This is a genomic window from Nocardiopsis sp. M1B1 (assembly GCF_052466615.1).
Map to the genome: position 1 here is coordinate 5,942,899 of NZ_CP196194.1, position 25,010 is coordinate 5,967,908.

At 70.8% G+C, this 25,010-nt stretch carries 23 protein-coding genes and 1 pseudogene; 13 read left to right on the forward strand and 11 right to left on the reverse strand.

The genetic code is table 11. The annotated features are described in order from the left end of the window. Positions 1-89: 89 nt before the first annotated feature. The 5 genes and pseudogenes from ACSTA4_RS25755 (at position 90) to ACSTA4_RS25775 (ending at position 5,008) form a co-directional block, all read left to right on the forward strand. Positions 90-1,106 carry a sensor histidine kinase gene (locus ACSTA4_RS25755; RefSeq protein ID WP_274974873.1) on the forward strand — a complete coding sequence of 339 codons (1,017 nt, stop codon included), beginning with the start codon at positions 90-92 and terminating at the stop codon, positions 1,104-1,106. Then, positions 1,103-1,918, forward strand: a complete 816-nt coding sequence (locus ACSTA4_RS25760) for a LytR/AlgR family response regulator transcription factor (RefSeq protein ID WP_444961346.1) — start codon at positions 1,103-1,105, stop codon at positions 1,916-1,918. Before ACSTA4_RS25755 ends, ACSTA4_RS25760 begins: the two co-directional genes overlap by 4 nt. After that, positions 1,915-2,295, forward strand: a pseudogene (locus ACSTA4_RS25765) (hypothetical protein); the annotation flags it as partial. The gene ACSTA4_RS25760 and the pseudogene ACSTA4_RS25765, both read left to right, overlap by 4 nt. Positions 2,296-2,438: 143 nt before the next feature. After that, positions 2,439-4,094 (forward strand): sodium/solute symporter, encoded by a 1,656-nt coding sequence (locus tag ACSTA4_RS25770; protein WP_274974876.1) that lies wholly within the window; start codon positions 2,439-2,441, stop codon positions 4,092-4,094. A 167-nt stretch (positions 4,095-4,261) separates the two neighbouring features. Continuing rightward, the gene (locus ACSTA4_RS25775; protein WP_444961347.1) at positions 4,262-5,008 is read left to right on the forward strand and encodes a hypothetical protein; all 747 of its coding nucleotides are present in this window, start codon (positions 4,262-4,264) and stop codon (positions 5,006-5,008) included. Between the two features lie 245 nt (positions 5,009-5,253). Here the strand turns inward: ACSTA4_RS25775 and ACSTA4_RS25780 are convergent, their stop codons facing one another. Both ACSTA4_RS25780 and fabI read right to left on the reverse strand, forming a co-directional pair. Continuing rightward, positions 5,254-6,027: a bestrophin-like domain gene (locus tag ACSTA4_RS25780; protein WP_444961348.1), complete on the reverse strand. Its 774-nt coding sequence runs from the start codon at positions 6,025-6,027 to the stop codon at positions 5,254-5,256. A 158-nt stretch (positions 6,028-6,185) separates the two neighbouring features. After that, positions 6,186-6,956: an enoyl-ACP reductase FabI gene (gene fabI / locus ACSTA4_RS25785; protein ID WP_013155136.1), complete on the reverse strand. Its 771-nt coding sequence runs from the start codon at positions 6,954-6,956 to the stop codon at positions 6,186-6,188. 264 nt (positions 6,957-7,220) lie between these two features. On the opposite strand from fabI, the gene ACSTA4_RS25790 reads away from it, so the two are divergent. Beyond that, positions 7,221-7,436 (forward strand): hypothetical protein, encoded by a 216-nt coding sequence (locus ACSTA4_RS25790; RefSeq protein ID WP_444961349.1) that lies wholly within the window; start codon positions 7,221-7,223, stop codon positions 7,434-7,436. Here the strand turns inward: ACSTA4_RS25790 and ACSTA4_RS25795 are convergent. Continuing rightward, a complete protein-coding gene (locus ACSTA4_RS25795; protein ID WP_444961350.1) occupies positions 7,430-7,795 on the reverse strand; it encodes a hypothetical protein in 366 nt (121 codons plus the stop codon). The genes ACSTA4_RS25790 and ACSTA4_RS25795 overlap by 7 nt on opposite strands. 108 nt (positions 7,796-7,903) lie before the next feature. After that, positions 7,904-8,488 carry an ATP-binding protein gene (locus ACSTA4_RS25800; protein WP_444961351.1) on the reverse strand — a complete coding sequence of 195 codons (585 nt, stop codon included), beginning with the start codon at positions 8,486-8,488 and terminating at the stop codon, positions 7,904-7,906. A 181-nt stretch (positions 8,489-8,669) separates the two neighbouring features. On the opposite strand from ACSTA4_RS25800, the gene ACSTA4_RS25805 reads away from it, so the two are divergent. From ACSTA4_RS25805 to ACSTA4_RS25825, 5 genes are all read left to right on the forward strand, one after another. After that, on the forward strand, positions 8,670-9,449 hold the full coding sequence (locus tag ACSTA4_RS25805; RefSeq protein WP_444961352.1) for a helix-turn-helix domain-containing protein: 780 nt from the start codon (positions 8,670-8,672) through the stop codon (positions 9,447-9,449). Then, positions 9,446-9,625 carry a DUF397 domain-containing protein gene (locus ACSTA4_RS25810; RefSeq protein WP_444961353.1) on the forward strand — a complete coding sequence of 60 codons (180 nt, stop codon included), beginning with the start codon at positions 9,446-9,448 and terminating at the stop codon, positions 9,623-9,625. Before ACSTA4_RS25805 ends, ACSTA4_RS25810 begins: the two co-directional genes overlap by 4 nt. 19 nt (positions 9,626-9,644) lie before the next feature. Continuing rightward, the gene (locus tag ACSTA4_RS25815; RefSeq protein WP_174547131.1) at positions 9,645-9,818 is read left to right on the forward strand and encodes a DUF397 domain-containing protein; all 174 of its coding nucleotides are present in this window, start codon (positions 9,645-9,647) and stop codon (positions 9,816-9,818) included. Between the two features lie 563 nt (positions 9,819-10,381). After that, positions 10,382-10,651, forward strand: a complete 270-nt coding sequence (locus ACSTA4_RS25820; RefSeq protein WP_444961354.1) for a hypothetical protein — start codon at positions 10,382-10,384, stop codon at positions 10,649-10,651. Then, the gene (locus tag ACSTA4_RS25825; RefSeq protein ID WP_444961355.1) at positions 10,648-11,130 is read left to right on the forward strand and encodes an ATP-binding protein; all 483 of its coding nucleotides are present in this window, start codon (positions 10,648-10,650) and stop codon (positions 11,128-11,130) included. Before ACSTA4_RS25820 ends, ACSTA4_RS25825 begins: the two co-directional genes overlap by 4 nt. Before the next feature lie 54 nt (positions 11,131-11,184). On the opposite strand, the gene ACSTA4_RS25830 is transcribed toward ACSTA4_RS25825, so the two are convergent. From ACSTA4_RS25830 to ACSTA4_RS25850, 5 genes are all read right to left on the reverse strand, one after another. Beyond that, entirely contained in the window at positions 11,185-11,403 is a 219-nt protein-coding gene (locus ACSTA4_RS25830; protein ID WP_444961356.1) for a hypothetical protein, read from the reverse strand. 762 nt (positions 11,404-12,165) lie between these two features. Beyond that, entirely contained in the window at positions 12,166-12,594 is a 429-nt protein-coding gene (locus ACSTA4_RS25835) for a hypothetical protein (protein ID WP_444961357.1), read from the reverse strand. Between the two features lie 434 nt (positions 12,595-13,028). After that, positions 13,029-16,196 carry an RHS repeat-associated core domain-containing protein gene (locus ACSTA4_RS25840; RefSeq protein WP_444961358.1) on the reverse strand — a complete coding sequence of 1,056 codons (3,168 nt, stop codon included), beginning with the start codon at positions 16,194-16,196 and terminating at the stop codon, positions 13,029-13,031. Between the two features lie 501 nt (positions 16,197-16,697). Further along, entirely contained in the window at positions 16,698-18,506 is a 1,809-nt protein-coding gene (locus tag ACSTA4_RS25845) for a phosphoenolpyruvate carboxykinase (GTP) (RefSeq protein ID WP_444964275.1), read from the reverse strand. Between the two features lie 493 nt (positions 18,507-18,999). Beyond that, positions 19,000-19,923, reverse strand: coding sequence for a universal stress protein (locus tag ACSTA4_RS25850; protein WP_444961359.1), 924 nt, complete (start codon positions 19,921-19,923; stop codon positions 19,000-19,002). A 219-nt stretch (positions 19,924-20,142) separates the two neighbouring features. Between ACSTA4_RS25850 and ACSTA4_RS25855 the strand changes: the two genes are divergently transcribed. After that, positions 20,143-20,862 (forward strand): DUF998 domain-containing protein, encoded by a 720-nt coding sequence (locus ACSTA4_RS25855; RefSeq protein ID WP_444961360.1) that lies wholly within the window; start codon positions 20,143-20,145, stop codon positions 20,860-20,862. Between the two features lie 122 nt (positions 20,863-20,984). On the opposite strand, the gene ACSTA4_RS25860 is transcribed toward ACSTA4_RS25855, so the two are convergent. After that, complete coding sequence (locus ACSTA4_RS25860; protein WP_444961361.1) at positions 20,985-23,138, reverse strand: HelD family protein; 2,154 nt, start codon at positions 23,136-23,138, stop codon at positions 20,985-20,987. A 290-nt stretch (positions 23,139-23,428) separates the two neighbouring features. Between ACSTA4_RS25860 and ACSTA4_RS25865 the strand changes: the two genes are divergently transcribed. Further along, a complete protein-coding gene (locus tag ACSTA4_RS25865; RefSeq protein ID WP_444961362.1) occupies positions 23,429-24,025 on the forward strand; it encodes a hypothetical protein in 597 nt (198 codons plus the stop codon). Positions 24,026-24,081: 56 nt separating this feature from the next. Here the strand turns inward: ACSTA4_RS25865 and coaA are convergent, their stop codons facing one another. Further along, positions 24,082-24,987, reverse strand: a complete 906-nt coding sequence (coaA, locus tag ACSTA4_RS25870) for a type I pantothenate kinase (RefSeq protein ID WP_047870599.1) — start codon at positions 24,985-24,987, stop codon at positions 24,082-24,084. Positions 24,988-25,010: the final 23 nt, after the last annotated feature.

Consider the following 25,010-nt stretch of genomic DNA (forward strand, 5'->3'; position numbering starts at 1 on the left):
GTCGTTCCGTGTCATACCGGTGGCTGTCGCGGGTGTCCCCCTCCCGACGTCGCCCAGCGTCCTCGGAGCAGCGGGCGAGCGTCGAGCTGATGCGTCAGGTCCACGCCCTCGGCGTCGACCTCCGGGACGGGCTGCACGGCCGGAGGGTCCCCTCGGCCGCCAGGCGGCTGCGCCAGCTCCTGGCCGTGGACGGCGTCGTCCTGGCCGACCTGGACGGTCCTGTCGCCGCGCACGGAACCAGCCCCGCGCCCTCCGAGGTGGAGGGCCTGCTCTCCCAGGTCTTCGAGTACGGGAGCAACGCCAGGATCCGCCTGCCCGACGGCACGTCGGCGTGCGCGGTCCCCCTGACCGTGGCCGACGAGATCTCCGGCGCCCTGGTGGCCTCGGGCCATCCCGTGGAGGCCGACGTGGAGGCCGCCGCCGCGCTGGTCTCGGACTGCCTGGACCACGCGGCGCTGCGCCGGGCCCGCGCGCGGATCGCCGCCGCCGACCTGCGCACCCTGCGGGCGCAGATCTCCCCCCACTTCGTGCACAACGCCCTGGCGGTGATCGCCGCCCTGGTGCGCACCGACCCCGACCGGGCCCGCCACCTGCTGTCGGACTTCGCCGACTACCTGCGCTACGGCTTCTCGGAGAAGGGCGACTACGCGACCCTCTCGGAGGAGCTGGAGGCCACCCAGACCTACCTCGAACTCCAGCGGGCCCGCTTCCACGACCGCCTGGACATCACCGTGCGGATAGCCCCCGAGGTGCTGCCGGTGGCCATACCTTTCCTGGTCGTGCAGCCGATCGTGGAGAACGCCATCCGGCACGGGCTGGAGCGCAAGGAGGGCCGCGGCCACATCAGCGTCTCCGGTTTCGGCGAGGGCCCGCTGTGCGTCATCGAGATCGAGGACGACGGAGTGGGCATGCACCCCGATCTGGCCCGCTCCCTGCTGGCGGGCACCGGCCCGGAGTCGCGCAGCGTCGGCCTGGCCAACGTGGACCAGCGGCTGCGCGCCGTCTACGGACCCGAGTACGGTCTGGTGATCGAGACCGCACTGGGGGAGGGGACGAAGGTGACCGTGCGCGTGCCCAGGTTCACCAGGGGGGTGGTGGCGCGTTGAAGCCCGAACTGCGGGTGCTGGTGGTCGAGGACGAGGCCTCCACCCGCCAGGAGATGGCGTCCCTGCTCGGCGACATGCCCGAGGTGGCGGAGGTCCTGGTGGCCGACAACGGCGCCACCGCCGTGCGGCTGCTGGGCACCACCACCATCGACGCCGCGTTCCTGGACATCCTCATGCCCGGCCTGGACGGCATGGACGTGGCCCGGGTGCTGAGCGTGCTGTCCGAGCCCCCGTCCATCGTGTTCGTGACCGCCTCCGAGGCCCACGCCGTGGAGGCCTTCGGCATCGGCGCCGTCGACTACCTGCTCAAGCCGATCCGGCCCGAGCGCCTGGCCGAGGCGGTGGGCCGCATCGCCCAGCTGCGCAGGCCCGGGGGCGGGTCCCCGCCCGCCGAGGACCTGCACGTGGTGCAGATCGACACCGGCAGGCGCACGGTGTTCGTCAAGCGCGACGACGTGCAGTTCGTGGAGGCCCAGGGCGACTACGTGCGCCTGCACACCGCCGACGGCGGCCACCTCATCCGCCTGTCGCTGTCCTACCTGGAGGAGGTGTGGGCCTCGGCCGGGTTCGTCCGGGTCCACCGGGGGTTCCTGATCGCCATCCCGTGGGTGCGCGACCTGCGGGTGACCTCCTCGTCCGGCCTGGTGGCGGGCACCCCGGCCGGGGACGTGCCGGTGAGCCGCCGCCACGGCCGCCACCTGCGCGCCCAGCTGCTGGAGGCGGCCCGGCGCGACCAGCTCGGCCGGTCCGCCAACGCCCAGGGCGGCCCCGCCTCCCGGCCGCGGGACGGTGAGGGGGAGCAGGCGCCGTGAGCCCGCGCCGCGAGAAGCTGACCAGCCCGCAGACCCGGATCGCGCTGGCCCGGGGCAACCGGCCCGCGCAGCACCTGCTGCCGATCCCGGAGCCGGTGGACACCGAGGCAGCGCGCGCGCTGTTCCGGGCCCAGCGGCGAACCGCCGTGCGCACCGTGGCGGTGCTGTCGGTACTGCTGTTCGGGATGAGCGGCGCGTTCGCGCTCTTCCCCGCCCTGGGGGAGGTCCGCCTGGGCGGGGTCCCGCTGTCGTGGCTGCTGCTGACGGTGGCGATCTACCCGATGCTGTTCGGGCTGGCGCTGTGGCACGTGCGCTCGGCCGAGCGGGTCGAGGACCGGGCCGAGAGCGCCGGGGACCGGGCGGGGGCCGGAGGGCCCCCCGGTAGCGGGGAGCACGGTTTCGGACAGCCCGAGCACGGTCACGGGAAGCCCGGGCCCGGGGAACCCGGGGACAGGCGGCCCGAGCGCGAGGAGCCCCGCCGGAGGCCGGGGCCCGAAGGCGGCGGAGACGCGGGGCGCACGTGGTGATCGCGGTCCTGGCGATCGGGCTGGTCCTGCTCACCAGTCTGGTCATCGGCGTCTACGGGGTGCGGGCGGCCCGCTCGACCTCCGACTTCCTGGTGGCCTCGCGGCGGATCTCCCCCAACTGGAACGCGATGGCGATCGCCGGGGAGTACCTGTCGGCCGCCTCGGTGCTGGGGCTGGCGGGACTGCTGCTCAAGAACGGCCTGGGCACCATGTGGTACGCGGTGGGGTTCGCCGCGGGCTACGTGGCGGTGGTGGCGCTGGTGGCCGGACCGATGCGCCGGTCGGGGGCGTTCACCGTGCCCGACTTCGCCGAGTACCGCCTGGGCGCGCCGCGCCTGCGCAAGCTGTGCGGCTGCGTGGTGCTGGTGATCATGCTGCTGTACCTGGTGCCCCAGTTCAAGGGCGCCGGTGTGGTGCTGGCCCTGGTCAGCGGCACGCCGTACTGGGTCGGGGTGCTCCTCGCCGGGCTGGTGGTGAGCGCCTCGATCGCGGCCGGGGGGATGCGGTCGGCGACCTACGTTCAGGCCTTCCACTACGTGGTCAAGCTGGCCTTCATCGCCATCCCGGCGGTCTACCTGGTGGTGCACGCCGGTCCGCAGACCCGCGCCGAGGCGCTCAACCCCGAGTGGGGCACGCACTTCCCCGAGACGACCCCGGTGGAGTTCACCGTGGGAACCCGGTTCGGCCTGGACGAGCCGGTGACGGTGACCACCCCCGGGGGCGAACGGGTGGAGTTCGCGGCCGGGGAGCACAGCGTGGAGGCGGGCACCGAGTACGTGTTCCCCGAGGGCGCACCCATCCCGCACCCGGCGGGGCTGCCGGAGCTGGGCAGCGAGCGGTGGAGTTCGCCGCTGCTGGACATGGGCGGGTACCCGCTGTTCGAGACGTGGTCCACGCTGCTGGCGATCACGCTGGGCTGCATGGGGCTGCCGCACGTCATCATGCGCTTCCACACCAGCCCCACGGCGCGGACCGCGCGCCGGGTGGCGGTGGGCGTGATCGCCCTGCTGGGGCTGTTCTACCTGTTCCCGACGGTGTACGGGCTGCTCGGGCGGGTGCTCACCCCGCACCTGGTGCTGCTCCAGGGCACCGACACGGTCGCGGTGGTGCTGCCCGCCCAGGCGGTGCCGGGCTCGGTGGGGACGGTGCTGACGGCGCTGGTGGCGGCGGGGGCGTTCGGCGCGTTCCTGTCCACCTCCTCCGGACTGCTGCTGGCCCTGGCGGGCGGGCTGTCGCACGACCTGTTCCAGGGCAGCGTGCCGCGGCTGCGCTTGGCGGTGGCCGTGGGCGCGTGCGTGGCGGTGCTGCTGGCGCTGCCGGCGCAGTTGATCGACATCAACGTGCTGGTGGTGTGGGCGTTCACGGTGGCGGCCTCGACGTTCTGCCCGCTGCTGGTACTGGGCATCTGGTGGCGGCGGCTGACGCTGGCCGGGGCCGCGTCCGGGCTGGTCGTGGGGGCCGTGACGGCGACCGGCGCGGTGGGGTGGTCGATCCTGCTGCCGCCCCCGGTCGGGTGGCTGTCGGTGCTGCTGGCACAGCCCGCGGCGTGGACCATCCCGCTGGCCTTCGGGACGATGGTGCTCGTCTCCCGGCTGACCAGGCCGCCGGACTGGGCCGAGCACGCCGTGCTGCGCCTGCACTCCCCCTGACCCGCGCGGCCGTGCCCCCCGCCGCCGACTCCGGTGTCAGCTCCGGTGGCGGGACCGGCGACGGGACCTCCGTGTCGGGCGGGCCGCAGAGGGCGCGTTCTCGGGTGTAGGGTCCGGACTGACCGCGTACGATCACCCGTAGTGCCGACAGCGACACGAGGAGTCCCATGCCCCCCTCACGCCGTGCTCTGCCCGCGCTGCTGGCGGCGGGCGCGCTCCTGCTCTCCTGCGGCTGCGGCGCCCCGCCCTCGCTCGCCCCGGACGACCCACCCGCCCGACCGTTGGGCACGGCCTCCCTGGTCGGCTCGGCGGACACGGTCCCGGAGGTGAACGCGGACGGCACCGGCGTCAGCGTGGACGACGGGAACTCCCGCGTGGAGGTGGGCCCCGGCGGGGTCCGCGTGGAGACCTCGGACGCGCTGGTGGACGTCTCCCCCGGGTCCTACGTCCTGGTGTGCGCGAACGGTGTGCGGGTCGTGGTGCGCGCGGGCGAGGCGCCGCCGTGCTCGCCGCGCCCCGGGCAGCCGGAGCCGCCCCCCGAGGAGCCCGGCTACCCCGAACCCGAACCGCCCGCTCCCCCGGCGCCCGGCGAGCCCGAGCCGCCCGCACCCGGCGAGCCCGCTCCCCCGGCCGCGGAGGAGCCCGGGGCGGCGCCGCCCGAGCCGGAGGCCGCCGCCCCGGCGGAGCCAGCCCAGGAGCGCGCGGCCCAGCCCGAACAGCCGTCGGCGTCCCCGTCGGCCCCGCCCCCGGTGGAGCGGGCCGTCCAGGAGCAGGTGCTGGCCGACCTCTCCCCGCACTCCGCGCCGCAGGCCGCCGGAGCCTTCACCCCCATGCGCACCATGGTGGTGCTCATGGTCGTCATCGCCGTGGTCGCCGCGGGCGCGGGCCGCGCCGCCACGCGCTCCTCGGGCTGACCGGTTCCGGGGCGGCGCCATGACGGGCGCCGTCCCGGAACGGCCGACCGCGGGTGAGCGCCCCCGAGCGGCTCGCACCCGACACGGCCAGGCCTGACACGGCCGTCCGCATTCGCGCCTGCCCCGACCGCACCCGCATCTGTACCTGACCGGACTACACCTGTCCCGACCGCGCCCGGAAACAGCGGACGGGCCCCGGACGCGGCCCCCGAGGACGCGTCCGGGGCCCGTCGGCCCGCTTTCCCCTACTGGGGGCTGAGTGAGGCGTCGATCCGCTCGAACCCGGCCAGCGCGTCCTGGATCGCGCCCGCGTCGTGCGCCAGGGCCCCGTTGTAGGGGTTGCCCAGGTAGAACAGCAGCAGGATCGTCGCGAACACGAACACCAGGTTGGCCGACGCCCAGAAGTAGGCCACGGTCGAGCCCCGCCGGATCATGGCGAAGGGCAGCACCGCCACCGCGATGGCGGACAGGGCCGCGATGCCGTTGAGGACGGACGGGATGCCGTCCCCGGCCGCGTCGGCGCGCTCGATGCGCGCGTCGCTGAGCTCCGCGAGTTCCTGGCGGGCGGTCAGGCGGTCCAGGCCGTCGCCGGTGTCGGACACCGACAGCGACCGCACCGACGCGGCCAGGTCGGCCAGGGCCTCGTCGCCCTCCTCGCTCAGCTCGCCCTCGGCGCGCATCAACGGCCAGTCGCTGTCCGCGACCGCGGTCATGTAAGCGCGCAGCTGCTGGCGCACCGTTTCCGCCTCGTCGGCGGGGAGGGTGGTGGTGCTCCAGTACAGGGCGTCGGCCGCGCCCGTCTCCTCGGTCAGCCCGTCCCCGGCACCGGTGAAGTTCTCCCAGCCGATCACCACACCCATCGCCGCCGCCGCGAGGTAGAGGGCGAGCACACAGGGGGCGACGACCACGCTGACGGCGCCTCCCGAGGATTCGTCGTCGACGCGGAACCTGCCTACGGCGAGGACCGCGCCGCCGACCATGGCGGCCAGGACGGCGAGGACGAGCAGCATTGTCATCATGGGGGTTCCCAGGGAAGAAGGAGGAGGGACCGGCAGCGGACGGGTCCATCCGTAGCACGCGCGGGGCGGCCTTCTCAGCGGAAAGAAAGAACGTCCGCAAATGTCCCCCGGCGTGGTGACCAGTGCGGACGCCCTCCCCTCCCGGTCGGCTCCCCGGGTTACAGCGGCGCGCCCATCGCGTGGTACCCGCCGTCCACGTGCAGCGTCGTGCCGGTGACGGCGCGCGCGGCCGGGGACATCAGGAACAGCGCGGGACCGGCGACCACGGAGGCGTCCTTGGTGTCCCAGCCCAGCGGCGCGGACTCGGCCCAGCCGTCCGCGATCTGGTCGAACCCGGGGATCGAGCCGCCCGCGAGGGACTTGACCGGCCCCGCGCTGATGGCGTTGACCCGGATGCCGTCGCCGCCGAGGTCGCGGGCCAGGTACTTCGTGGAGTTCTCCAGCACGGCCTTGGCCGACCCCATCCAGTCGTAGACCGGCCAGGCCCGGGAGGCGTCGAAGGTCAGTGAGACGACCCCGGCGCCGTGCGGGGCGGCGGCCATGAGCTCCCGGAACCCCACGGCGAGCGCCTTCAGGGAGTACCCCGAGACGTGGATCGCGGTGGCGACGTCCTCCCAGGAGGTGTTGAGGAAGTTGCCGCCCAGCGCGTCGCCCGGGGCGTAGGCGATGGAGTGCAGCAGCCCGTCCACGTGGTCCCAGTGGGCGGCGACCTTGCCCGCCGTCTCGGTGACCTGCTCGGGGTCGGTGACGTCCATGGGCAGGATGTCCACGGGTTCGGCGGGGAGGCGTTTGGCCACCCGCTCCAGGATGGACAGCTGCCTGCCCGGCGGGTTGGTCAGGATCACCTGGTGGCCCTGCTCCATCGCCTCCTCGGCGATCGCGTAGGCGATCGAGGACTGGGTGGTGATGCCGGTGATGAGGAGGTTCACCTGGGTTCCTTCCGCGCGTGGGTGCTGGCAGGAGGAACGTACCGGTGTGCCGGAGGGGCCGTCACCGGCGAATCGGTACAAGGTTCGGGCCCGGATTTTGAAACCCCGGGAAGCGGGCGACGGCTGTTCCCCGGGGCCCCACCGGCCCGCACTCTGCCCGTCCTCCGGAAGCGAACCACCGACGACTCCACCCGACACGGACGGTCAGGAGTCTCCGACAGGCCAGAACTGCACACGGAGAATGAAGACGAGACGGAGCCGCTGGTGTTCCTGGTACCAGACCATCAATCGCCCCTCGGCATGGTCGAGAACCCTCGACACCCCGGAGTCCTCAACCGGGGGATCGTCCAGCTACTTCGCCGAGGCGGCGTCCGCCAACCGCTGAGCGAGATGTTCGACGGCGGCTTGGTCAACGCGTTCCAGACCTCCGGCCACCTGTTCCGCGTCTGGAAGGTACTCCCAGGTCCACTCGGTCACTGACTGACCCGTCGAGTGGCTTCACCGAGCATCTGCGAGATCTCCCCTGCTGCGATCCGGGCCTCATCGGCGTTGTCGGCTTCACTGACCGCTCGCTCCAGCTCCAGGAGGCGTTCGGCACGCCGAGGGTAGCGCCGGAGCTCGACGAAGACACCCCATCTGAAGAGGAAGGTGTGCATCGGTACCGTGCTGTCGGTCTGGACCGCCTCCTGCCAGACCTGGTGGAACTCGGAGTCGAACCGTACGGAGGCGGCCAGATCCAGCCGTGAGACCGCGACACGCAGTGCCTGTTCCGTCAGCGGAGGCATGGGGAACAGCGGCTCTTCGTCTGCCGTGGACTGTCGCGCAACGTTCGAAGACATCAGCTCACCACTCCTGACCCTTCGGCGACTCCGCTGGGACGCACCGACGCTCCGCTCGGACTCAGTCGCTTGAGCACCCGCCAACGTCCACCTTACGGGGCCGGTCCGTCACCCGTCAGGACGAGAGGAGTCCCGGCCGGTGCGGCGGTCGGAGTCGTTCCGAACCCGGTCGATCTCGAACCAGACCGTGGTCCGGCCGCCCTCGTGGAGCGTGCCCCACCGGCTGGCCTGCGCGGCGACCAGGCGCATCCCCAGCCCACCCACGCGCAGCGGGTCGGCGGGCCGCACGCACGGTGTGGTGACGGTGTCCTCGCCGATCGGCCCCTGGTCGGTGATCTTGACCTGCACGCGGCCGGGGAGCCGGTGCACGCTCACGATCACCTCGCCCCCGGACAGGCCGCTGCGCGTGTGCGTGATCGCGTTGTTGAACACCTCACCGGCCAGTTCCTGCGCCGCTTCCCTCGCCAGCGGCGGCAGGGCGGAGAGGGCGGAGACCCTGTGGCGCACCAGGGCGGCCTGGTCGGGACGCCCCGCGATGACGAGCGCGGTGCCGAGGCTGCTCCAGCGCTGGTCCAACACCAGGGGCGCCCTGTCGCGGGGTTCCACTCCCCGGCGGGGCAGGGGGAAACGCCCGGCGCCGCCGCCGTCCTGGAAACCGGAACCCGAACCCGAACCGCCACGACGCGATTGCATGCTTGTCACTGATCCCAACTGAAATCACCATCCTCCGGAACATAGCCACGAACAGGCCGCAATTACCTGCGGGTCCGTGACCTGCATCCACCCTGGCCACAGGGCCTGGGCCATCTCCACTGTTTGTCGTTTTCGGGAGAACGGATGACAGGAAGCGCAACCGCTCTGTAAGTTGTGCAGGGTGACGCAAGATCACTTCTCCTCCCTGCTCACAACGTTTCGCGATTTCTCAGGGAGAACGCAGAAACAGCTGGCCTTCGACATAGGCACCTCGCCCGCGTCCGTGTCCCGGTGGGAGGCGGGGAAGTTCACGCCCAGCGTGGAGACCGCCGAGGCCCTGGACCGGATGCTCAAGGCGGACGGCAGGCTCCTCAAGGCGTGGCGGAAGAAGACCTCGGGGACGGAGCTGCCGGTGTGGCAGCTCAACGTGGCCCGGTTGCAGGAGCAGGCCGTGGCCATCGACTACTTGTTACCAGCCCTCGTGCCTGGGCTGCTCCAGTGCGAGTCCTACGCGCGACTGGTGTTCAAGGACGGTCAGCCCTTGGCCTCGGACGCCGATGTCGACCACTGGACCAACGGTCGATGCAGTCGGCTCAAAGTGTTGCGCGAACATCACCACGACCCGGTGGTGACTGCTGTGTTCCCGCACAGCGCACTGGCCTGCACCCCCGACCAGGTACGACGGGAGCAGGCGGCACACCTGCTACGACTCATGGACGAGGGCAAGGTAGAGGTTCACTTACTGCCACCCGGAGTCTTCATGCTGGGAGTGACGGCGCCCGTCCAACTCTTCCGACTGTTTGACGGGGGAGTCGCCGTCTCCAGTGACTACATCGCTGGAAACGTCATCCTGGACTCCGACAGCCATCCGCGCATGGAGTCACTGGTAAGAAAGGGACTGGCATCCGCGCTGCCCGCTAGAGAGTCCCGGCAGCTGTTGAAGGAATTGGAAGCATCATGAGCAACGAGTGGCACAAGAGCAGCTACAGCGACAGTGGGAGCCAGTGCGTCGAGGTACGTGAGCACGTTTCCGGCGCTGACGTCCGCGACACCGTCCACCGCGAGGCCGGACACATCGAGTACTCCGCCGACTCCTGGGCATCGTTCCTGCGTGGAGTGAAGACCTCCGCCGTCTGATTCCAGCCGAGGAGAAGCCGTGCAGAAGTGGCACAAGAGCAGCTACAGCAGCAACGGAAGCCAGTGCGTCGAGGTCCGCGAACACGCCTCCGGCGCTGACGTCCGCGACACCGTCCACCGCGAGGCCGGACACCTCACCGTCCCCGGGGACCAGTGGGTGGCGCTGCTCAGCGGCCTGCGTTCCGGCCTGTAGCCGCCTCTAATCGCCTCCAGCCCCCGCGCCCGCTTTGGCCGGGGGCTTTTCCCTGCCCAAAAAGCCCCAGGAAAAGACCTTCAAAACCAATCATTCCGGACAACGGAAAAACCTGGCCAGCCAGATTTTTCCCTCCCCACCCAAGCCCCTGACCAGCGCATACGCACCCCTCACGCACCTTTTCCGAACCCTACTCCCCCGTAGCGCCCTCCACCCCTCCACCAACCCCCTAACCTTTCTCCGAACACACAACTGAACACGAAAGACCCCGCGACGGTTACCTACCGCCCGGGGTCACGGCCAGCAACATCCACCTTTTAAGAACAGGAACTGCCAGCATGCGCCAGTTTAGCGCTGCCCTTCTCACCCGTGCCCTGGCTCTGGTGACATCCCTCTTCATTCCCGCGCGCGGACGCCACTCGGCCGCCGTCCGCCGTCGCCGTTCCACCCGGGTCCGCCGCTACGCCCCGGCCCCCGCTCCCGCTTCCGCGCGGTCCAGCAGGCCCCCGACTCCACAGCGCGGGGCCCCGCGCCCCGCTCCGCGCCCGGTGCCCTCTCCCCGCTTGGCCCCCGCCCCGGAGACCTTCCCGGCCGACGACATCGCCCTGGTCAGGCCCTACTACACCGCCCGCGAACGCGAGTGCGAGCACGACCTCTCCCGCGTCCAGGCCGAGGCCGTCATTCGACTGCGCGCTTGGACGCACGGCTCCGTTCACGTCCCGGCCCAGGCCCCGCCTCCGGTTCCGACCCCGGCTCCCATGCCCGTTCCCGTCGGCGACCTCCTCGCCGCCGCACCCGCCCGGGCCCGGTACGCGGACGGGGTGACGGTATGACCGGCATGTCTGCGCACGACCCAGCACCGGTCCCCGGCCCGTTCGCCTTCTGGGGACACCTCGACTACGCCTGCGACCTGTCCGAGCTCGCCCGGGTCCGCTCCGAACTCGCCCGCGACCTGGCCGGGTTCGACCCCGACCTGGTCGCGACCGTCCAGCCCGTGGCCAGCGAACTCGTCACCAACTCCTGCAAGTACGCCCGTTCGGAGGAGGGGGTCACCCGCACCCTGTCCATGCCTGACGAACGCACGCTGCGCCTGACCGTCAGCGACGCGGGCGGCCCCACCCTGCCCCGCATTCCCAACGAGCGCACCGACGAGGAGTGGGAGGCGGCGGAGGGCCAGCGCGGCCTGCTGCTGGTGCGCCAGCTCTCCCGCACGTGGGCCAGCTTCGCCTTTCCGCGCCGCTACGGCCTCGGCACCCACGTCTGGGCCGCCTTCGACGCCGAGCCGCCCCGAAGCCTGCGCGGGGCTTGGTGACGCACAGAGAAAGGGGGCGCGGGCACCGTCTGCCCGCACCCCTTTCCTCGGAGGTCACTCCTTCTTCTTGCGGCGAAGTTGCAGCATGCGGGGTGCCACATAGACCGCGAAGAGAATGGCCGTGAGGAGCACGCTCAGAGCGGACCACAGGTAATCGCCCTCCCACGCGCGCCATGCCGCCATGCCGAGGAAAAAGGCTATGCCAACAAGCCTGAACCCGATGAGGGTGCGAAGCTCCTTCTTGGTCGGGTCCTTCGGAAAGCTTCCCTCCATGTGCCCTGCTCCTTTCCTTGGTCGTCGATCCGCCATAGCAAGTCCAAGCGCAGTTACCCAGTTGCTGCCGGGACGGGCCCGGTCGGGTGAAGCCCATCGTGAACGTGCTGTGGAAGCGGTGGTTCAGGCGCACCGCGCCGCCCTGGAACTGGTAGGAACCAGTGAAAGCGAACGGGCTCAACGCCGCCACTGCCTTCCAAAATCAATCAAATCACAAGAAAGTGAATGACAATTGAGACCAACGCCAGAACCCCCAAGCCCCAGAACAGCGAAGTAAAAACTACCCCCGGTCTTCTATCCTTCCTTTTTGATGCTACATAGAAGCCGAACGACATAAAAGCCAGACAGGAGGCGTACATGATAATTCGAGTCGAACTTTCATCGAGAAACAAAACTTCCAAGGGCTTTCCATGCCTCATGGCATTGATCCTATATTATTGAGAAAACCTGCAAGTATATTTTATAGAATTTCGCTGCTTGACCAGCCTCCCCTGGCGAGGCATATTATTCATTATCCCAGGGGCGCGACGCCCAAGCCGACGCGCCACGATCCAACAACCGCTTACTGGGACCAGTAAAAAAGGAAACCTGCTATCACCAGAAGAATCAAAGCAGTCAATGAATCAACGTTCCTAATCGGCCTTGAAGTCTTCACCCTGGCCACCATGTAAATCATAACGACACAGATTATAATTGACGCAAGAAGCTCAAAAACGGGAGATCACCTGCTTTCTCTAGAGATCCTTGAAAGTCGCACGCCGCTTAGGCGTAGTTGTTCATCTCCTGCCGGGACGGGGCCGGCTGGGTGAAGCCCAACGTGAACGTGCTGTAGAAGCGGTGGTTCAGGTGCACCGTGCCGTCCTGGAACTGGTAGGCGCCGGTGAACCCGAACGGGCTCAACGCCGCCGCCTCGGTCCCCTCCAGGCTCTCAGAGGTGCGCTCGCCGTAGGGGCTGTAGTCGTAGACCACGTCCGGGGACTCGGCATCCGACCCCTCAGCCGTCAGAGCCAGCACGATGTTCTGCTGGTCGAGGGTGTAGTGGAAGCGCTCGTCGCCGTCCCAGGCCACCATGGACACCAACCGCCCGTCGGGGTCGCGCACGAAACTGGTGCGCTCACCCCCCGAAGCGATGTTGGTAACCCCGAGCGCGGTGTTGGACAGGTCAGTGGGGTACGGGGGACGTCCGGGCACTGTCGGCCTCCGAACGCAGGGGATTCAGTCCTCCAGTCTGCACCGCCCTGATCCTTTTCAGACGCCCTCTAGCGGATAGAGCCAGGCCACCGGACATGCTCTCCGGCAGCCTGGCCAAACTGAACTCCGGTGCAGAATCATGCGTCGGAACTTCGGGAAACTATTTTCCGCTTCCTCTGGCCTTGGAGTAAAAGACCACTGCCAGTATCAGGCACAAGGTTCCGGCTATGCCGAACCCCCATTGGAAGCCGGAGGCGACAGCGTCTGACTGCGCGCTCCCTGAGGCTCGCAGCCATTCGATGAAGAATATTCCTGCAAGCGATCCGATTCCCGTAGTTGCCAGTGCGGAACCCATGAATGCGTGCTTGTTTTTAAATGTACTCCCCCCTTGTCTTCATCGGCGTGCACGGTATCTCCAGGTACTCCGGTCATCCTCAACAGGAGAGGATGCTGCCAGCGATGCCTAAACCCAGGCCGACGATCTCTGTACCCAGTCCCGCGCCTGCCAAGGCCGCGGCGCCAGCCACTGCCGGAAGGCCGTAGATAACCAAACCGGCGATGGTGAGCCCCAGGCCGATTCCTGCTACTACGGCTCCAGCCACGGAGATGATGCACCCCGCAGAGGCGAGCCCTGTCGGGTCGGTGTTGTTGATGGGGTCACAGGCCGCGTAGGCGTAGTTGTTCATCTCCTGCCGGGACGGGTCCGGCTGGGTGAAGCCCAACGTGAACGTGCTGTAGAAGCGGTGGTTCAGGTGCACCGTGCCGTCCTGGAACTGGTAGGCGCCGGTGAACCCGAACGGGCTCAACGCCGCCGCCTCGGTCCCCTCCAGGCTCTCAGAGGTGCGCTCGCCGTAGGGGCTGTAGTCGTAGACCACGTCCGGGGACTCAGCATCCGACCCCTCAGCCGTCAGAGCCAGCACGGTGTTCTGCTGGTCGAGGGTGTAGTGGAAGCGCTCGTCGCCGTCCCAGGCCACCATGGAGACCAGGCGACCCTCGGGGTCGCGCACGAAGCTGGTGCGCTCACCCTCGGAGGCGATGTTGGTGACCCCGAGCGCGGTGTTGGACAGCTGCCGCTCCACCCGGGTTCCCTCGTGCACGTCGGTGACGCCGCGCATCTGGGTCTGGTCGGTGGTGTCGTAGCTCAGCCACGAGGCCAGCTGGCCCTCACCGTCGTTGGAGCGCAGCGTCTGGTTGGTCACCGAGTACTCGTAGACGTACTCACCCCGCGAGGTCATGTTCCCGGCCTCGTCGTGGCCCACCTCAGCCCCGCGAGCGCTGGTGGGCTGGTCGGCGTCGTTGTAGGCGAACTCCTCGCCCCCGGCGGTGAGCAGGTTGCCGACGTCGTCGTAGGTGTAGTCGGTGGTGCCGTCGCTGGTGAGCCGGTCCAGGCCGTCGTAGGTGAAGGTCTCCGTGTCCCCGTTGACGGTGCGCGACTGCAACTGGTCGCTGTCGGCGCCGTCGTTGTCGTAGGAGTAGGAGGCCTCTACCAAGGACTGGTCGGCGGCCCCGGTGGTGGTGATGCCGGTCAGGCGGCCGGAGTCGTCGTAGGTACGCTCCTCCACGGCCCCGTCGGGGTGTTCGATGCTGGTGCGGCGGTTGTTCTCGTCGTTGGTGAAGGTGGTCTCGGCCCCGGTGTGGTCAGTGAGCGAGGTCAGCCGGAACGCGGCGTCGTAGCCATAAGTCCTGGTCTTACCGTGTTCGACCATCTCGGTGACGTTGCCCGCGGCGTCGTAGGCGTAGGTGGTGGTCTCGCTTCCGGCCGAGTCGGTGCGCACGGTTTCGAGCAGGTCGCCGCGGCCGTTGTAGGAGTGCTCCACGCTGGCCTGGTCGGTGTGCGTCGTGATCTGGCGGCCGTTGCCGTCGTAGGCGATGGCCTGGAGCAGGTCGCCGCCCTGGGAGATGGACACGATCCGGTCCAGCCGGTCGTAGCCGTACTCCAAGGTCACACCGTTGCCGTCGGTGACCGAGGTGACCCGCGACAGCGCGTCGTAGCCGTATTGGGTGGTGCCCATCGGCCCCGGCTCGTCCATCGCCGTCATGTTCCCGGCGCGGTCATAGGAGTAGCTGGTCACGTTGCCGTTGGCGTCGGTGACCTGCTCCACCAAACCGTTGGAGTGGTACCAGATGTCGGCCACCTCGATGTCCATCTCCTCCTGGACGGCGGAGGTGAGGTTGCCCGCGTCGTCGTAGGACATCTCCAGCGTGTCCCCGTCCGGGGTGGTCACGCTGGTGGGCTTGGCCGGGTTGGCCGTGTCCGCGAACCCGACCGAGGTGGCCGCCCCCGTGGGCAGTTCGGTGCCGATGAGGTTGTTGAACTCGTCATAGTCGTAGGTCATCGAGGCTTGTAGGGCGTCGGTGGTGGTGGCCACGTCCGAGTTCGCCGTCCAGGTCTGGGAGCGGGTGTTGCCGACCTGGTCAGTCGCGGAGGTCTGCCTTCCCTGGTCGTCGAACTCCAGGGTGGACTCACCGCCGCCCGGATCGGTGACCGTGGTCTGGGTGTTGGACCAGGCACCGTCGGCGTAGGAGTAGGTGGTGGTGGCTCCGTCCTCGGTGCCGTCGGGCACGGTCAGGCTGGAGACCTGGTCGTCGGCGTTGTAGGCGATCTCCCACACCGCGCCGGTGGCGTCGGTGATCGAGGTCAGCAGGCCGTCGCCGTTGTAGCCGAACTCGATGTCCTGGCCCGCGCGGTCGGTCAGCGCGACCATGCCGCCGTCGCCGTTCCAAGTGAAGGCCGTGGCGGTCTCACCGACCGGGTCGGTGATCCGGGTCGGCTGCTCCCAGGCGTCGGGGTCCCACTCGAAGGTGGTGACCCGGTCCTGGGTGTCCACGATCGAGGCCAGGTCTCCCCCGGTGTCGTAGCGCATCCGGTGGGTGTGGCCGTTGCGGTCGGCCTGGGAGTACAGCCACCCGTTGGCGTTGAAGGTCCACACCTGGTCCTCGTACTCGCCGCGGTGGAAGGTCAGCGCGTAGTGGCCGTTGTCCAACTCCTCCAGTTCGGCGTTGAGTCCCGCAGGCGGGGTGAAGGAGCCGTCCTCGGCGATGTCGAAGCTTTCGCAGTAGCCGGAGGGGCCCTGGAAGATGATGCTGTTGCTGAAGATGCTCAGCCCCACGTCCTGGCCGTGGGAGAGGGTCCAGCCGTCGTAGGAGGGCGCGGAGTTGTAGAAGCTGGACACCGACAGGTCCAGCCCCGTTCCGGCCACGGCCAGGTCCCGGTGGCGCACGACGAGGTTGCCGCCCTGGGTGTTGACCGCCAGTTCCATGCGGTCGCTGATCTGGTGGCGTTCCAGCGGGTACCAGGACTGGATACCGCGGTTGACGCCGTCCGCACAGGTGCCGACCCGGGTTTCGGGTTCTTCCGAACGGTTCTGGGCCTCGGGTGCGCTCTCGGCCCCGGGCGGGGACCAAGGCTCGTTGGGTGGTTCTCCGCCCACGGGTTCGGTGTTGGCCTCGCCCGGCTCCCAGGTGTCGGGAACGGGGACGGTGCGGTCGGCGGGTGAGTGGGGGTCGGTGTCAGCGAGCGCCGGGGGTGCGGACAGCAGCCCTAGCACGAGGGTGGAGGCGGCCGTCGCGGCCGTCAGGGACCAGGGGATGTGCTTTCTCACGAGGGGGATCGCTCCCAGGGGTCGGGATGTGCACGGGGAACACCCGGACATGACGGCCCTGGTCTGAGGGTCCGTCTCCGGGTGGCTCAGGCACCCGGTACGTTACGGAACCCCGACGTGAGAGCACCATGAGCCCAGGGTGAAGAGTGTGACCCTGGGTGAGAGGGACCTTCGGGAAGTTTGACCACGGGCGCGACGGAGAGTGACCGCGTTCGCGCACGTGGACACGTACGCCCGCGGAAACGGAGCGTCGCGTGCGCCGGACGGCGTCCCCGGGGCCCGCTGGCCTCGGTGGCCGGAATCGGCCCCGACGACAACAATTGCCATAGGGCAACGATCGCGTTCCCCGGCACCGCCGATGCCGCGCGGCACATGGTGACCGCACGACCCACTGCACGAGGAAGGGGCGCGGGCACCGTCGTGCCCGCGCCCCTCCCCCACGGGCCCCGTGCGCGGAAGGGGACCCGGGGTCAGGGGGCCGTCAGGCCCCCGTCGTGGTCGTTACCGGTTCTCCAGGCGGTCCAGCAGGGCGTGGTACTCGTCCCACAGCTCGCCCGGCAGGTGGTCGCCGAAGGTCTTGAAGAACTCCGGCACCAGCGCGGCCTCCTGCTTCCAGACCTCGGCGTCGACGTCGAGCACGAAGGCCATGTCCTCGTCGGAGACGTCCAGCCCCTCGGTGTCGATGCCACCGGTCACGGGCAGGCGGCCGATCGGGGTCTCGACCGCCTCGGCCTCGCCCTCCAGGCGCTCGACGATCCACTTGATGACGCGGCTGTTCTCACCGAACCCGGGCCAGACGATGCGGCCCTCGGCGTCCTTCTTGAACCAGTTGACGTAGAAGATCCGGGGCAGCTTGGCCTCGTCGGCCGCCTGGCCCAGCTTCACCCAGTGGGCGAAGTAGTCGCCCATGTTGTAGCCGCAGAACGGCAGCATGGCGAAGGGGTCGCGGCGCAGCTCGCCCACCGAGCCCTCGGCGGCGGCGGTCTTCTCCGAGGAGACGTTGGCTCCCAGGTAGACGCCGTGCTGCCAGCTGAAGGACTCGGTGACCAGCGGCACGGCGGTGGCGCGTCGGCCGCCGAACAGGATGGCCGAGATCGGCACGCCCGCCGGGTCCTCCCACTCGTCGGCGATGGTCGGCGCCTGCCCGGCCGGGGTGGTGAAGCGCGAGTTCGGGTGGGCGGCGGGCTCGCCCGACTCCGGCGTCCAGGGGCGGCCCTTCCAGTCGGTGAGGCCCGCGGGCGGCTCCTCGGTGAGGCCCTCCCACCACACGTCGCCGTCCTCGGTCAGGGCGACGTTGGTGAAGATGCTGTTGCCCCAGAGGGTCTCCACGGCGTTGGCGTTGGTCTTCTCGCCGGTGCCGGGCGCGACGCCGAAGAACCCGGCCTCGGGGTTGATGGCGCGCAGCTGGCCCTGCTGGTCGAAGCGCATCCAGGCGATGTCGTCGCCCACCGTCTCGACCTTCCACCCCGGGATGGTCGGCTGGAGCATGGCCAGGTTGGTCTTGCCGCAGGCGCTCGGGAAGGCGGCGGCGACGTAGTGCGACCGGCCCTTGGGCGGGGTGACCTTGAGGATGAGCATGTGCTCGGCGAGCCAGCCCTCGTCGCGGGCCATCACCGAGGCGATGCGCAGCGCGTAGCACTTCTTGCCGAGCAGGGCGTTGCCGCCGTAGCCCGAGCCGTAGGACCAGATCTCACGGGTCTCGGGGAAGTGCGAGATGTACTTGGTGGAGTTGCAGGGCCAGGCGACGTCCTGCTGGCCGGGCTCCAGCGGGGCGCCCACGGAGTGGACGGCCCTGACGAACTCGCCGCACTCCTCGATCAGGCGCAGGGCGGCGCTGCCCATGCGGGCCATGATGCGCATGGACACCACGACGTACGGGGAGTCGGTGATCTCGACCCCGAGCTGGGAGATGTCGCCGCCCAGCGGTCCCATGCAGAAGGGCACGACGTACATGGTGCGACCGCGCATGGCGCCCCGGAAGACCTCGCCGAAGGTGGCGCGCATCTCGTCGGGGGCGATCCAGTTGTTGGTGGGGCCCGCGTCGCTCTCGCGCTCGGAGCAGATGAAGGTGCGGTCCTCGACCCGGGCGACGTCGCTCGGGTCGGACTTGCAGTAGAAGCTGTTGGGGCGCTTGTCCGGGTTGAGGCGGACGAAGGTGCCCTGCTCGACCAGCTGGTCGGTCAGGCGGGTCCACTCCTCCTCGGAACCGTCGCACCACACGATCTCGTCCGGCTGCGTGAGCTCGGCGACCTCCCGCACCCAGGAGACGAGCTCCTCGTGTTTGGTCGGCGCGTCCACGTCGGTATCCACGGCAGTCACAGCGGCTCCTTCTCAAGGTCGAGATCTCTCGCATCATGAACGACGATCCCCCGCAGTGACCAATTGGTTTAGGCCAATGGTCTATAGAACTCATGCCGGAAGAACGGATTCCCCTGCGCAGCAAGGGTTCCGCGTGGTCTACCACCGGGTACGTACGCGCACGAACGGGGACCGGTCGGAGACCGTTCCGGTGCTGTTGGGAGCGGGTTCCCCTGTCGGAAGGGGAACCGGGTGCCACGACCGACACACCGTGCTGTTCGTCACACTACGTGTCCGAAGCCCAGCCGCGGGCTCCGGACGGGCACTAGACCTGTGCCGCCGCGCCCCTGGCACGGAGGCGCGTCTTCGCAGGTGGGAGCGGTGGAAGCGGAGCCGGTCCGCGACGGCGACAGGACGGCGACGGGTCGGATCAGCGCGGAACGAACCGGTCTGGATCAGCTCAGGGCGAGCCGGGCCGGATCAACCGGGGACGGGCCGGACGGGATCAGCGCAGGATGGCGACGGGCCCCCTGGCCCCGTGCAGGACGGAGTGGCTCACCGAACCGAGCAGCAGCCCTCGAAAGCCCCCGCGTCCGCGCGAGCCGACCACGATGAGGTCGGCGGGGGTGGCCTCCTCCAGCAGGGCGATCACGGGGTGGGCGCGCACGACCCGGGTTCGCACCGTCACACCGGCGTGGCGTGTGCGGGGCCCGGCCAGCTCCTCCTCCAGCGCCTGCCGGGCGGCCTCGGCGGCGGTCGCGTCGTCGAACAGCTCGGGCGGGATGGGCCCGGTCGCGGCGGCGAAGGCCACCAGCGGCTGCCAGGCGCTCACCGCCACCAGTTCGGTGTCGGCGAAGTCGGCCTGCGCGAAGGCGAAGTCCACCGCGCGCCTGCTCGGCTCGGACCCGTCGATGCCCACGATCACCCGGCCGCGCACGCCGTGCGCGGAGGCGTGCTCCCGGGGCAGCACGATCACCGGAACGGGCGCGCGGGCGGCCAGCTCGATGCCCACGGAGCCGACGAACGCGGCCACGATCCCGCTCAACCCGCGCGAGCCGACCACCACGGCGACGGCGCCCTCCGCGGAGGCCTCCGCGAGCAGGGCCTCCACCGGCCGGGCGTAGGACAGGCGCTTCTCCACCCGCAGCTCGGGGAAGAGCCGCGCCACCCAGTCCCCGGCGTACTCCAGCAGGGACTCCGCCCCCTGGGCGTCGGCCTCGTCGGGGAACACGTCCGGGGCGACGTCGGGGTCGGCGTGCCCGTGCCCCGCGAAAACGCCGACCGAGGCCAGCGGCCCCGCGGCCGCGACGATCCGGACCCCGAGGCCGCGCAGCATCGCCTGGTGCGCCGACCACTCCAGCGCGTGGCGGCTGGATTCCGTGCCGTCGACCCCCACGATCACCCATCGCGTCGTGGATGCGCCGTCCATGCGTGCGCCCTTCTCGTCGGCCGTCCCTGCCCCGCGTATTCCGCCGGTGTCCCCCGATGATGCCGTGTGAACACACACCCGTGGATAACGGTGCCGACGCGAGTTGGGTGAGACGGGGCACCCCGGGTAGGGGGTTGCGACACAGGGGTGGGTTCGACCGCGCGCCCTTCGGAGGGTGTCCGGGCGGGGCGCGGGAACCCGTGGAAGGCAGGGGGCACGATGTCGCACTCCACACAGATGCACTGGGACTACAGGGACGGGAGGGTCGCGGCCGTGGTGGCCGCGCTCGTGTACAGCCTGTGGGTCGTGGAGGTCATGCTGCCCGACAGCAGTGCGGCCCAGGGAGCCCTGGCCGTTCAGAACTCGGACTTCGCCAGGTTCCTGGAGAGCGCGCACCGCATCGCGGCGATCCTGGTGATGATCGCCGCCGGGATCGGGCTCGGGCTGGGCGCGAGGGAGAGGACGGGGCACCTGCTGGCGGTGTCGTGGTGGTGCATGCTCGTGTTCGGCGCGGCGTCGCTGGCCGCCACGTTCTTCCCCGGGCCGTGCGTGGTGTCCACGGACGTCCCGTGCGCGGCGGAGTCGCTGGCGGAGGGGCTGGAGGGGGCCACGGCGGCCCAGGCCGTCGTCGCGGCGGTCGCGCTCCTGGCCGCGCTGGCGGGCGTGATCGTGCTGGCGGTGGACCGGCGCAGGATGGGCGACGGCAAGTGGCCGCTGGTGGCCGTCGTGGCGGCGCTCCAGCTGGTCACCGCCGTCGCCCTCCTGGTCGCGGCGGTACGGGTCTACGCGGGCGGGGGCGACGGCGACCCGGGGGTCGTGTTCAGCGCCCTGCAACGGATCCACCTGGTGGCGGTGGCCCTGTGGCTGCTCACCGCGGGCCTGCTGCCCAGCCTGTGGAAGCGGTCCTGGACGCCCCGGCGCGCCCGCGTCGAGCACTGAGGAACGGGGTCGGCTCCCGCGCCGGGTGCCGCGCAACCGACGGCGGCCCGGGGCCCGCACACGCCCCCGGGCACGCCCGTCTCCGGGGGCGGGAGCGGCGCCCGGCGCGCTCCCGCCCGCCGTCACTCCCCGGTGTCGCGCAGGGCCTCCGGCAGGGGGCGCGCGTGCACCACGTGCAGGGTGCTCACCGCGCGGGTGAGCACCACGTAGAGCCGGTTGACGCCGCGTTCCTCGGCCTCGGCGATGGCGGCGGGCTCTGCGACCACCACGGCGTCGAACTCCAGGCCCTTGGCCAGGCTCGCGGGGACCGCGACCAGGCGGCCCGCGTCCGGCCCGGCGCCCGCCTCCCCCAGCAGCGGCGCGGCCAGCCCCTCGGCTTCGACGGCCTCGCGCAGGGCGGGCAGGTCGGCGTCGGCGGCGATGAGGCCGACCGAACCCTCGCCCCCGAGCGCGGTGCGGCAGGCGTCGGCGACAGACGCGGCCAGGCCGCCTTCGGCGGGGGTGATCCGCAGCGCCCCGGGCGCGCGGCGCACGGCGACGGGCGCGCCGAGTCCGGGCGCGATCGCGGGCAGCAGGCGGGCGGCGAAGTCGATGATCTGGGCGGGGACGCGGTAGCCGCGGTCCAGGACGCTCAGGTGGCCGGTGGGCTTGCCCAGGTGCTCCAGGAGCGTGGACCAGTTGACGGCCGCCGAGGGGCTGGTGCCCTGGGCGATGTCGCCGAGCACGGTGAGGGAGCCGGACACGCAGCGGCGGCCGATCGCCCGGCACTGCATGGGGCTCAGGTCCTGGGCCTCGTCCACCACGATGTGGCCGAGCCCGGCGGGGCGCTCGATGAGCGCGGCGGCCTCGTCCACCAGGGCCAGGTCCTCCTCCGACCACAGCGCCGCCTTGGGGCCGCGGGGCCTCCCCGGCAGCAGGACGGCGGCCTGCTCCTCGGCGGTGAGCAGCCCCTCGGCGGCGCGGGCCAGGCGTTCGGGGTCGGTGAGCAGGCCGAGCACCAGTTTGAGCGGGTCGGCCTTGGGCCACATGGCGGTGACGGCCGACTTCACGGCGGGGTCGCGGCGCACCTGCGCGTGGGTGCGGTCGTCGCAGACCTCGCCCTGGGCCTCCATGAGGGAGAGCACGGCGTGGGCGATGCGGTGGGAGAGGAGTTCGCGCCCGGAGCCGTAGGCGACGCCGCGTTCGGCCAGTTCGTCGAGGAGGGGGCGCAGGTCTTCGGGGTACAGGCGCCAGCGGCGCGACCCGCGGCGGACCATGACCGCCTCCTCGGGCGTGCGCAGGTGCGACCACAGGTCGCGGCGGACCACCTCGGCCATGCGGGCCCGGCCCTTGATCCGGGCGGCGCGGGGCTCCTCGGTGCGGCGCACCCACCCGGCGGCGGGGCGGGACCGCTCGGGCAGCCCTGCGGTGAGCATCTCGGTGACGGTGGTCTGCTGGACGTCCACCTCGCCCAGGGCGGGCAGGACGTCGCGGATGTAGGAGAGGAAGGAGCGGTTGGGGCCGACGATCGCCACGCCGGAGCGGGAGAGGCGTTCGCGCTCGGTGTAGAGGAGGAAGGCGATGCGGTGCAGGCCCACGGCTGTCTTGCCGGTGCCGGGCGCGCCCTGCACGCACAGGGTGGTGGTGAGCGGGGCGCGGACCAGGCCGTCCTGCTCGGGCTGGATGGTGGCGACGATGTCGCGCATGGGCCCGGTGCGGGGGCGTTCGATCTCCGCGTCCAGCAGGGCGCTGCCGAGCCGGTCGCTCCCGGTCGGGGCGGTGGTGAGCGGCTCGTCCTCGAAGGCGGTGAGCACCACCTCGGGGTCGGCGTCGCGGCCGTGGTCGATCGTGGTGAAGCCGTAGCGGCGGCGCAGGCGCACGTCCATCCGGTCGCCGGGCGAGGCCCGGTAGTAGGCGACGCAGATGGGGGCGCGCCAGTCCAGGACCATCGGGCGCCCCTCGCCGTCGTGGACGTGGCGGCGGCCGATGTGGATCCGGTCGGGCCCGGCGCCGTCGGACACGTCGTCGTCCAGGAAGACGGTGCCCGGTTCGAAGTCGAGGCGGCCGAAGAACAGCGGGGCCCCGGGGACGTCGGCCAGGGCCGCGAGGCGGCGTTCGCGGCCGCGGCGCAGGGCGGCGTTGGTGACCTTGTCGTTGACGACGTCGCCCAGGACGAGTTCGCTGCCCTCGACCTCCTCGCGCATCCGGTCCAGGGCGGCGCGGGCGGCGGCGAGGCGGTCGCGTTCGACCCGGAGTTCGGGGCTCACGGGCACGGCGGCGGAATCGGTCGTGGACATGCGGCGACCTCGGAAGGGATCGGCGGGACAGGAACGCGGCAGCGCGCGTGCGCGGGTCCCGCCCCGGTCGCCGCGAGGGCCCGGTTCGTTCCGATCCGTGAGAGCGCACAGCACCCGTTCAGGGGGCGCTGCCGAAAAGAGCCACCAGCCTAACCCGCCCCGGGGCCCTCACCAAACCGGCCCGGAACCCGGGTCCCCGGCTGTGCCGCCGCCGGTGCGCGACCGCCCGGAGAGGTCGGGAACCAACGCGGGCACGAGGGCGTCCGATGACCGGGAAGGACGGTACTCACATGCGCCAAGTTCAGGACGACCTCGTACTGCGGCCCGACCTGCGGGCGGGGTGGGCCAGGTTGGGCGTCGGTTCGGTGGCCGGTCTGGTCACGACCGCCGGCGTCGCGTTCCGCGTCGGCACGGGGGCGGCCCTGGTCGTGGGCGCCGCGTGGGCCGTGCTGGTCGCGCTGGTGGCCCTGCACCTCCACCGCACCAGGATCGTGCTGACCGCCCGCGAGATCGTCATCAAGGGGGCGTTCCTCCAGCGGCGCCGGTCACGGGCGAACGCCGTGTGGACGATCCGCGCGACCGTCGTCCAGCCGCGCTGGGGCCCCTGCGACACCCTGTTCGTCCTCGACGCGCACGGCGGCGTGCTCGTCCGGGTGTACGGCGCCAACTACACGACCGAGGACATGGACCGGCTGGTGAGCGCGCTCGGGCTGCCGTGCAGCGGCCCGGAGGGGCCCGTCACCCCCAAACAGCTCCAGAGCTACCGGCCGGGACTCGCGACGTGGTTCGAGCAGCACGCCTACCTGCTGGGAATCGTGCTCGGGCTCATCGTGACCCTGGCCATCGTGGCGGGCGTGCTGCTCGGCCTGGCCGTGACGGCGGGGTAGCCGCGGCGGGTGGTCGGCGCGGCGCCGCGCCGGGCCGACCACCCGCGTCGGGCCGGTCAGGTCTTGCGCAGCCGCACCCGCCGCACGCGGTGGTCGTCGCCCTTGTACAGGACCAGGGTGGCCCGGCCCCGGGTGGGGCGGATGTTCTCCACGAGGTTGACCTCGTTGATGGTGCGCCAGGTGTTGGCGGCGAACTCCAGCGCCTCCTCCTCCCCGATGGCGGTGGCCATGTGGTGGAAGTAGGAGCGCGGGTCGGAGAACGCGGTGCGGCGCAGCTCGCGGAAGCGGTCGAGGTACCAGCCGCGGATGTTCTCGACCTTGGCGTCCACGTAGATGGAGAAGTCGAAGAAGTCGGCCACGGCCAGGCGCCCCGCGGCGGGGGGCTGGAGGACGTTGATGCCCTCGACGATGAGGATGTCGGGGCGGTGCACGGTCTGGCGCTCGTCCGGCACGATGTCGTAGTTCAGGTGGGAGTAGACGGGGATGTCGATCCGGTCGGCCCCCGCCTTCATCTCGGACACGAAGCGCACCAGGGCGCGGCGGTCGTAGCTCTCGGGGAAGCCCTTGCGGCGCATCAGGCCGCGCGACTCCAGCACCGCGTTGGCGTGCAGGAAGTTGTCGGTGCTGACCAGTTCCACGTCCGGGTGGTTGGGCCACTGGGCCAGCAGGGAGCGCAGGAGGCGCGCGGTGGTGGACTTGCCGACCGCGACGCTGCCCGCGACGCCGATGATGAACGGCGACGGGCGGTCGGACTCGCCGAGGAAGGCGCGCACGGCGGAGTGCCGCTGCTGGGTCGCGCCCACGTAGAGGTTGAGCAGTCGCGACAGCGGCAGGTAGACGTCCCGCACGTCCTCCAGGGAGGTGGGATCGGTGGTGCCGCGGAGCTGGGCGAGGTCCGCCTCGGTCAGGGACAGGGGTGTGGAGGCCCGGAGCGCGGCCCAGGCCTCCCGGTCCATCTCCACGTACGGCGTGGAGAAGCCGTTCT

What these genes read in the sequence shown, in the direction of transcription:
- ACSTA4_RS25755 (WP_274974873.1), top strand. Translation starts at nt 90, where the DNA reads ATGCGTCAGGTCCACGCCCTCGGCGTCGACCTCCGGGACGGGCTGCAC.
- ACSTA4_RS25775 (WP_444961347.1), top strand. Translation starts at nt 4,262, where the DNA reads ATGCCCCCCTCACGCCGTGCTCTGCCCGCGCTGCTGGCGGCGGGCGCG.
- ACSTA4_RS25780 (WP_444961348.1), bottom strand. Translation starts at nt 6,027, where the DNA reads ATGATGACAATGCTGCTCGTCCTCGCCGTCCTGGCCGCCATGGTCGGC.
- ACSTA4_RS25795 (WP_444961350.1), bottom strand. Translation starts at nt 7,795, where the DNA reads ATGTCTTCGAACGTTGCGCGACAGTCCACGGCAGACGAAGAGCCGCTG.
- ACSTA4_RS25800 (WP_444961351.1), bottom strand. Translation starts at nt 8,488, where the DNA reads ATGCAATCGCGTCGTGGCGGTTCGGGTTCGGGTTCCGGTTTCCAGGAC.
- ACSTA4_RS25810 (WP_444961353.1), top strand. Translation starts at nt 9,446, where the DNA reads ATGAGCAACGAGTGGCACAAGAGCAGCTACAGCGACAGTGGGAGCCAG.
- ACSTA4_RS25825 (WP_444961355.1), top strand. Translation starts at nt 10,648, where the DNA reads ATGACCGGCATGTCTGCGCACGACCCAGCACCGGTCCCCGGCCCGTTC.
- ACSTA4_RS25830 (WP_444961356.1), bottom strand. Translation starts at nt 11,403, where the DNA reads ATGGAGGGAAGCTTTCCGAAGGACCCGACCAAGAAGGAGCTTCGCACC.
- ACSTA4_RS25850 (WP_444961359.1), bottom strand. Translation starts at nt 19,923, where the DNA reads ATGGACGGCGCATCCACGACGCGATGGGTGATCGTGGGGGTCGACGGC.
- ACSTA4_RS25855 (WP_444961360.1), top strand. Translation starts at nt 20,143, where the DNA reads ATGTCGCACTCCACACAGATGCACTGGGACTACAGGGACGGGAGGGTC.
- ACSTA4_RS25860 (WP_444961361.1), bottom strand. Translation starts at nt 23,138, where the DNA reads ATGTCCACGACCGATTCCGCCGCCGTGCCCGTGAGCCCCGAACTCCGG.
- ACSTA4_RS25865 (WP_444961362.1), top strand. Translation starts at nt 23,429, where the DNA reads ATGCGCCAAGTTCAGGACGACCTCGTACTGCGGCCCGACCTGCGGGCG.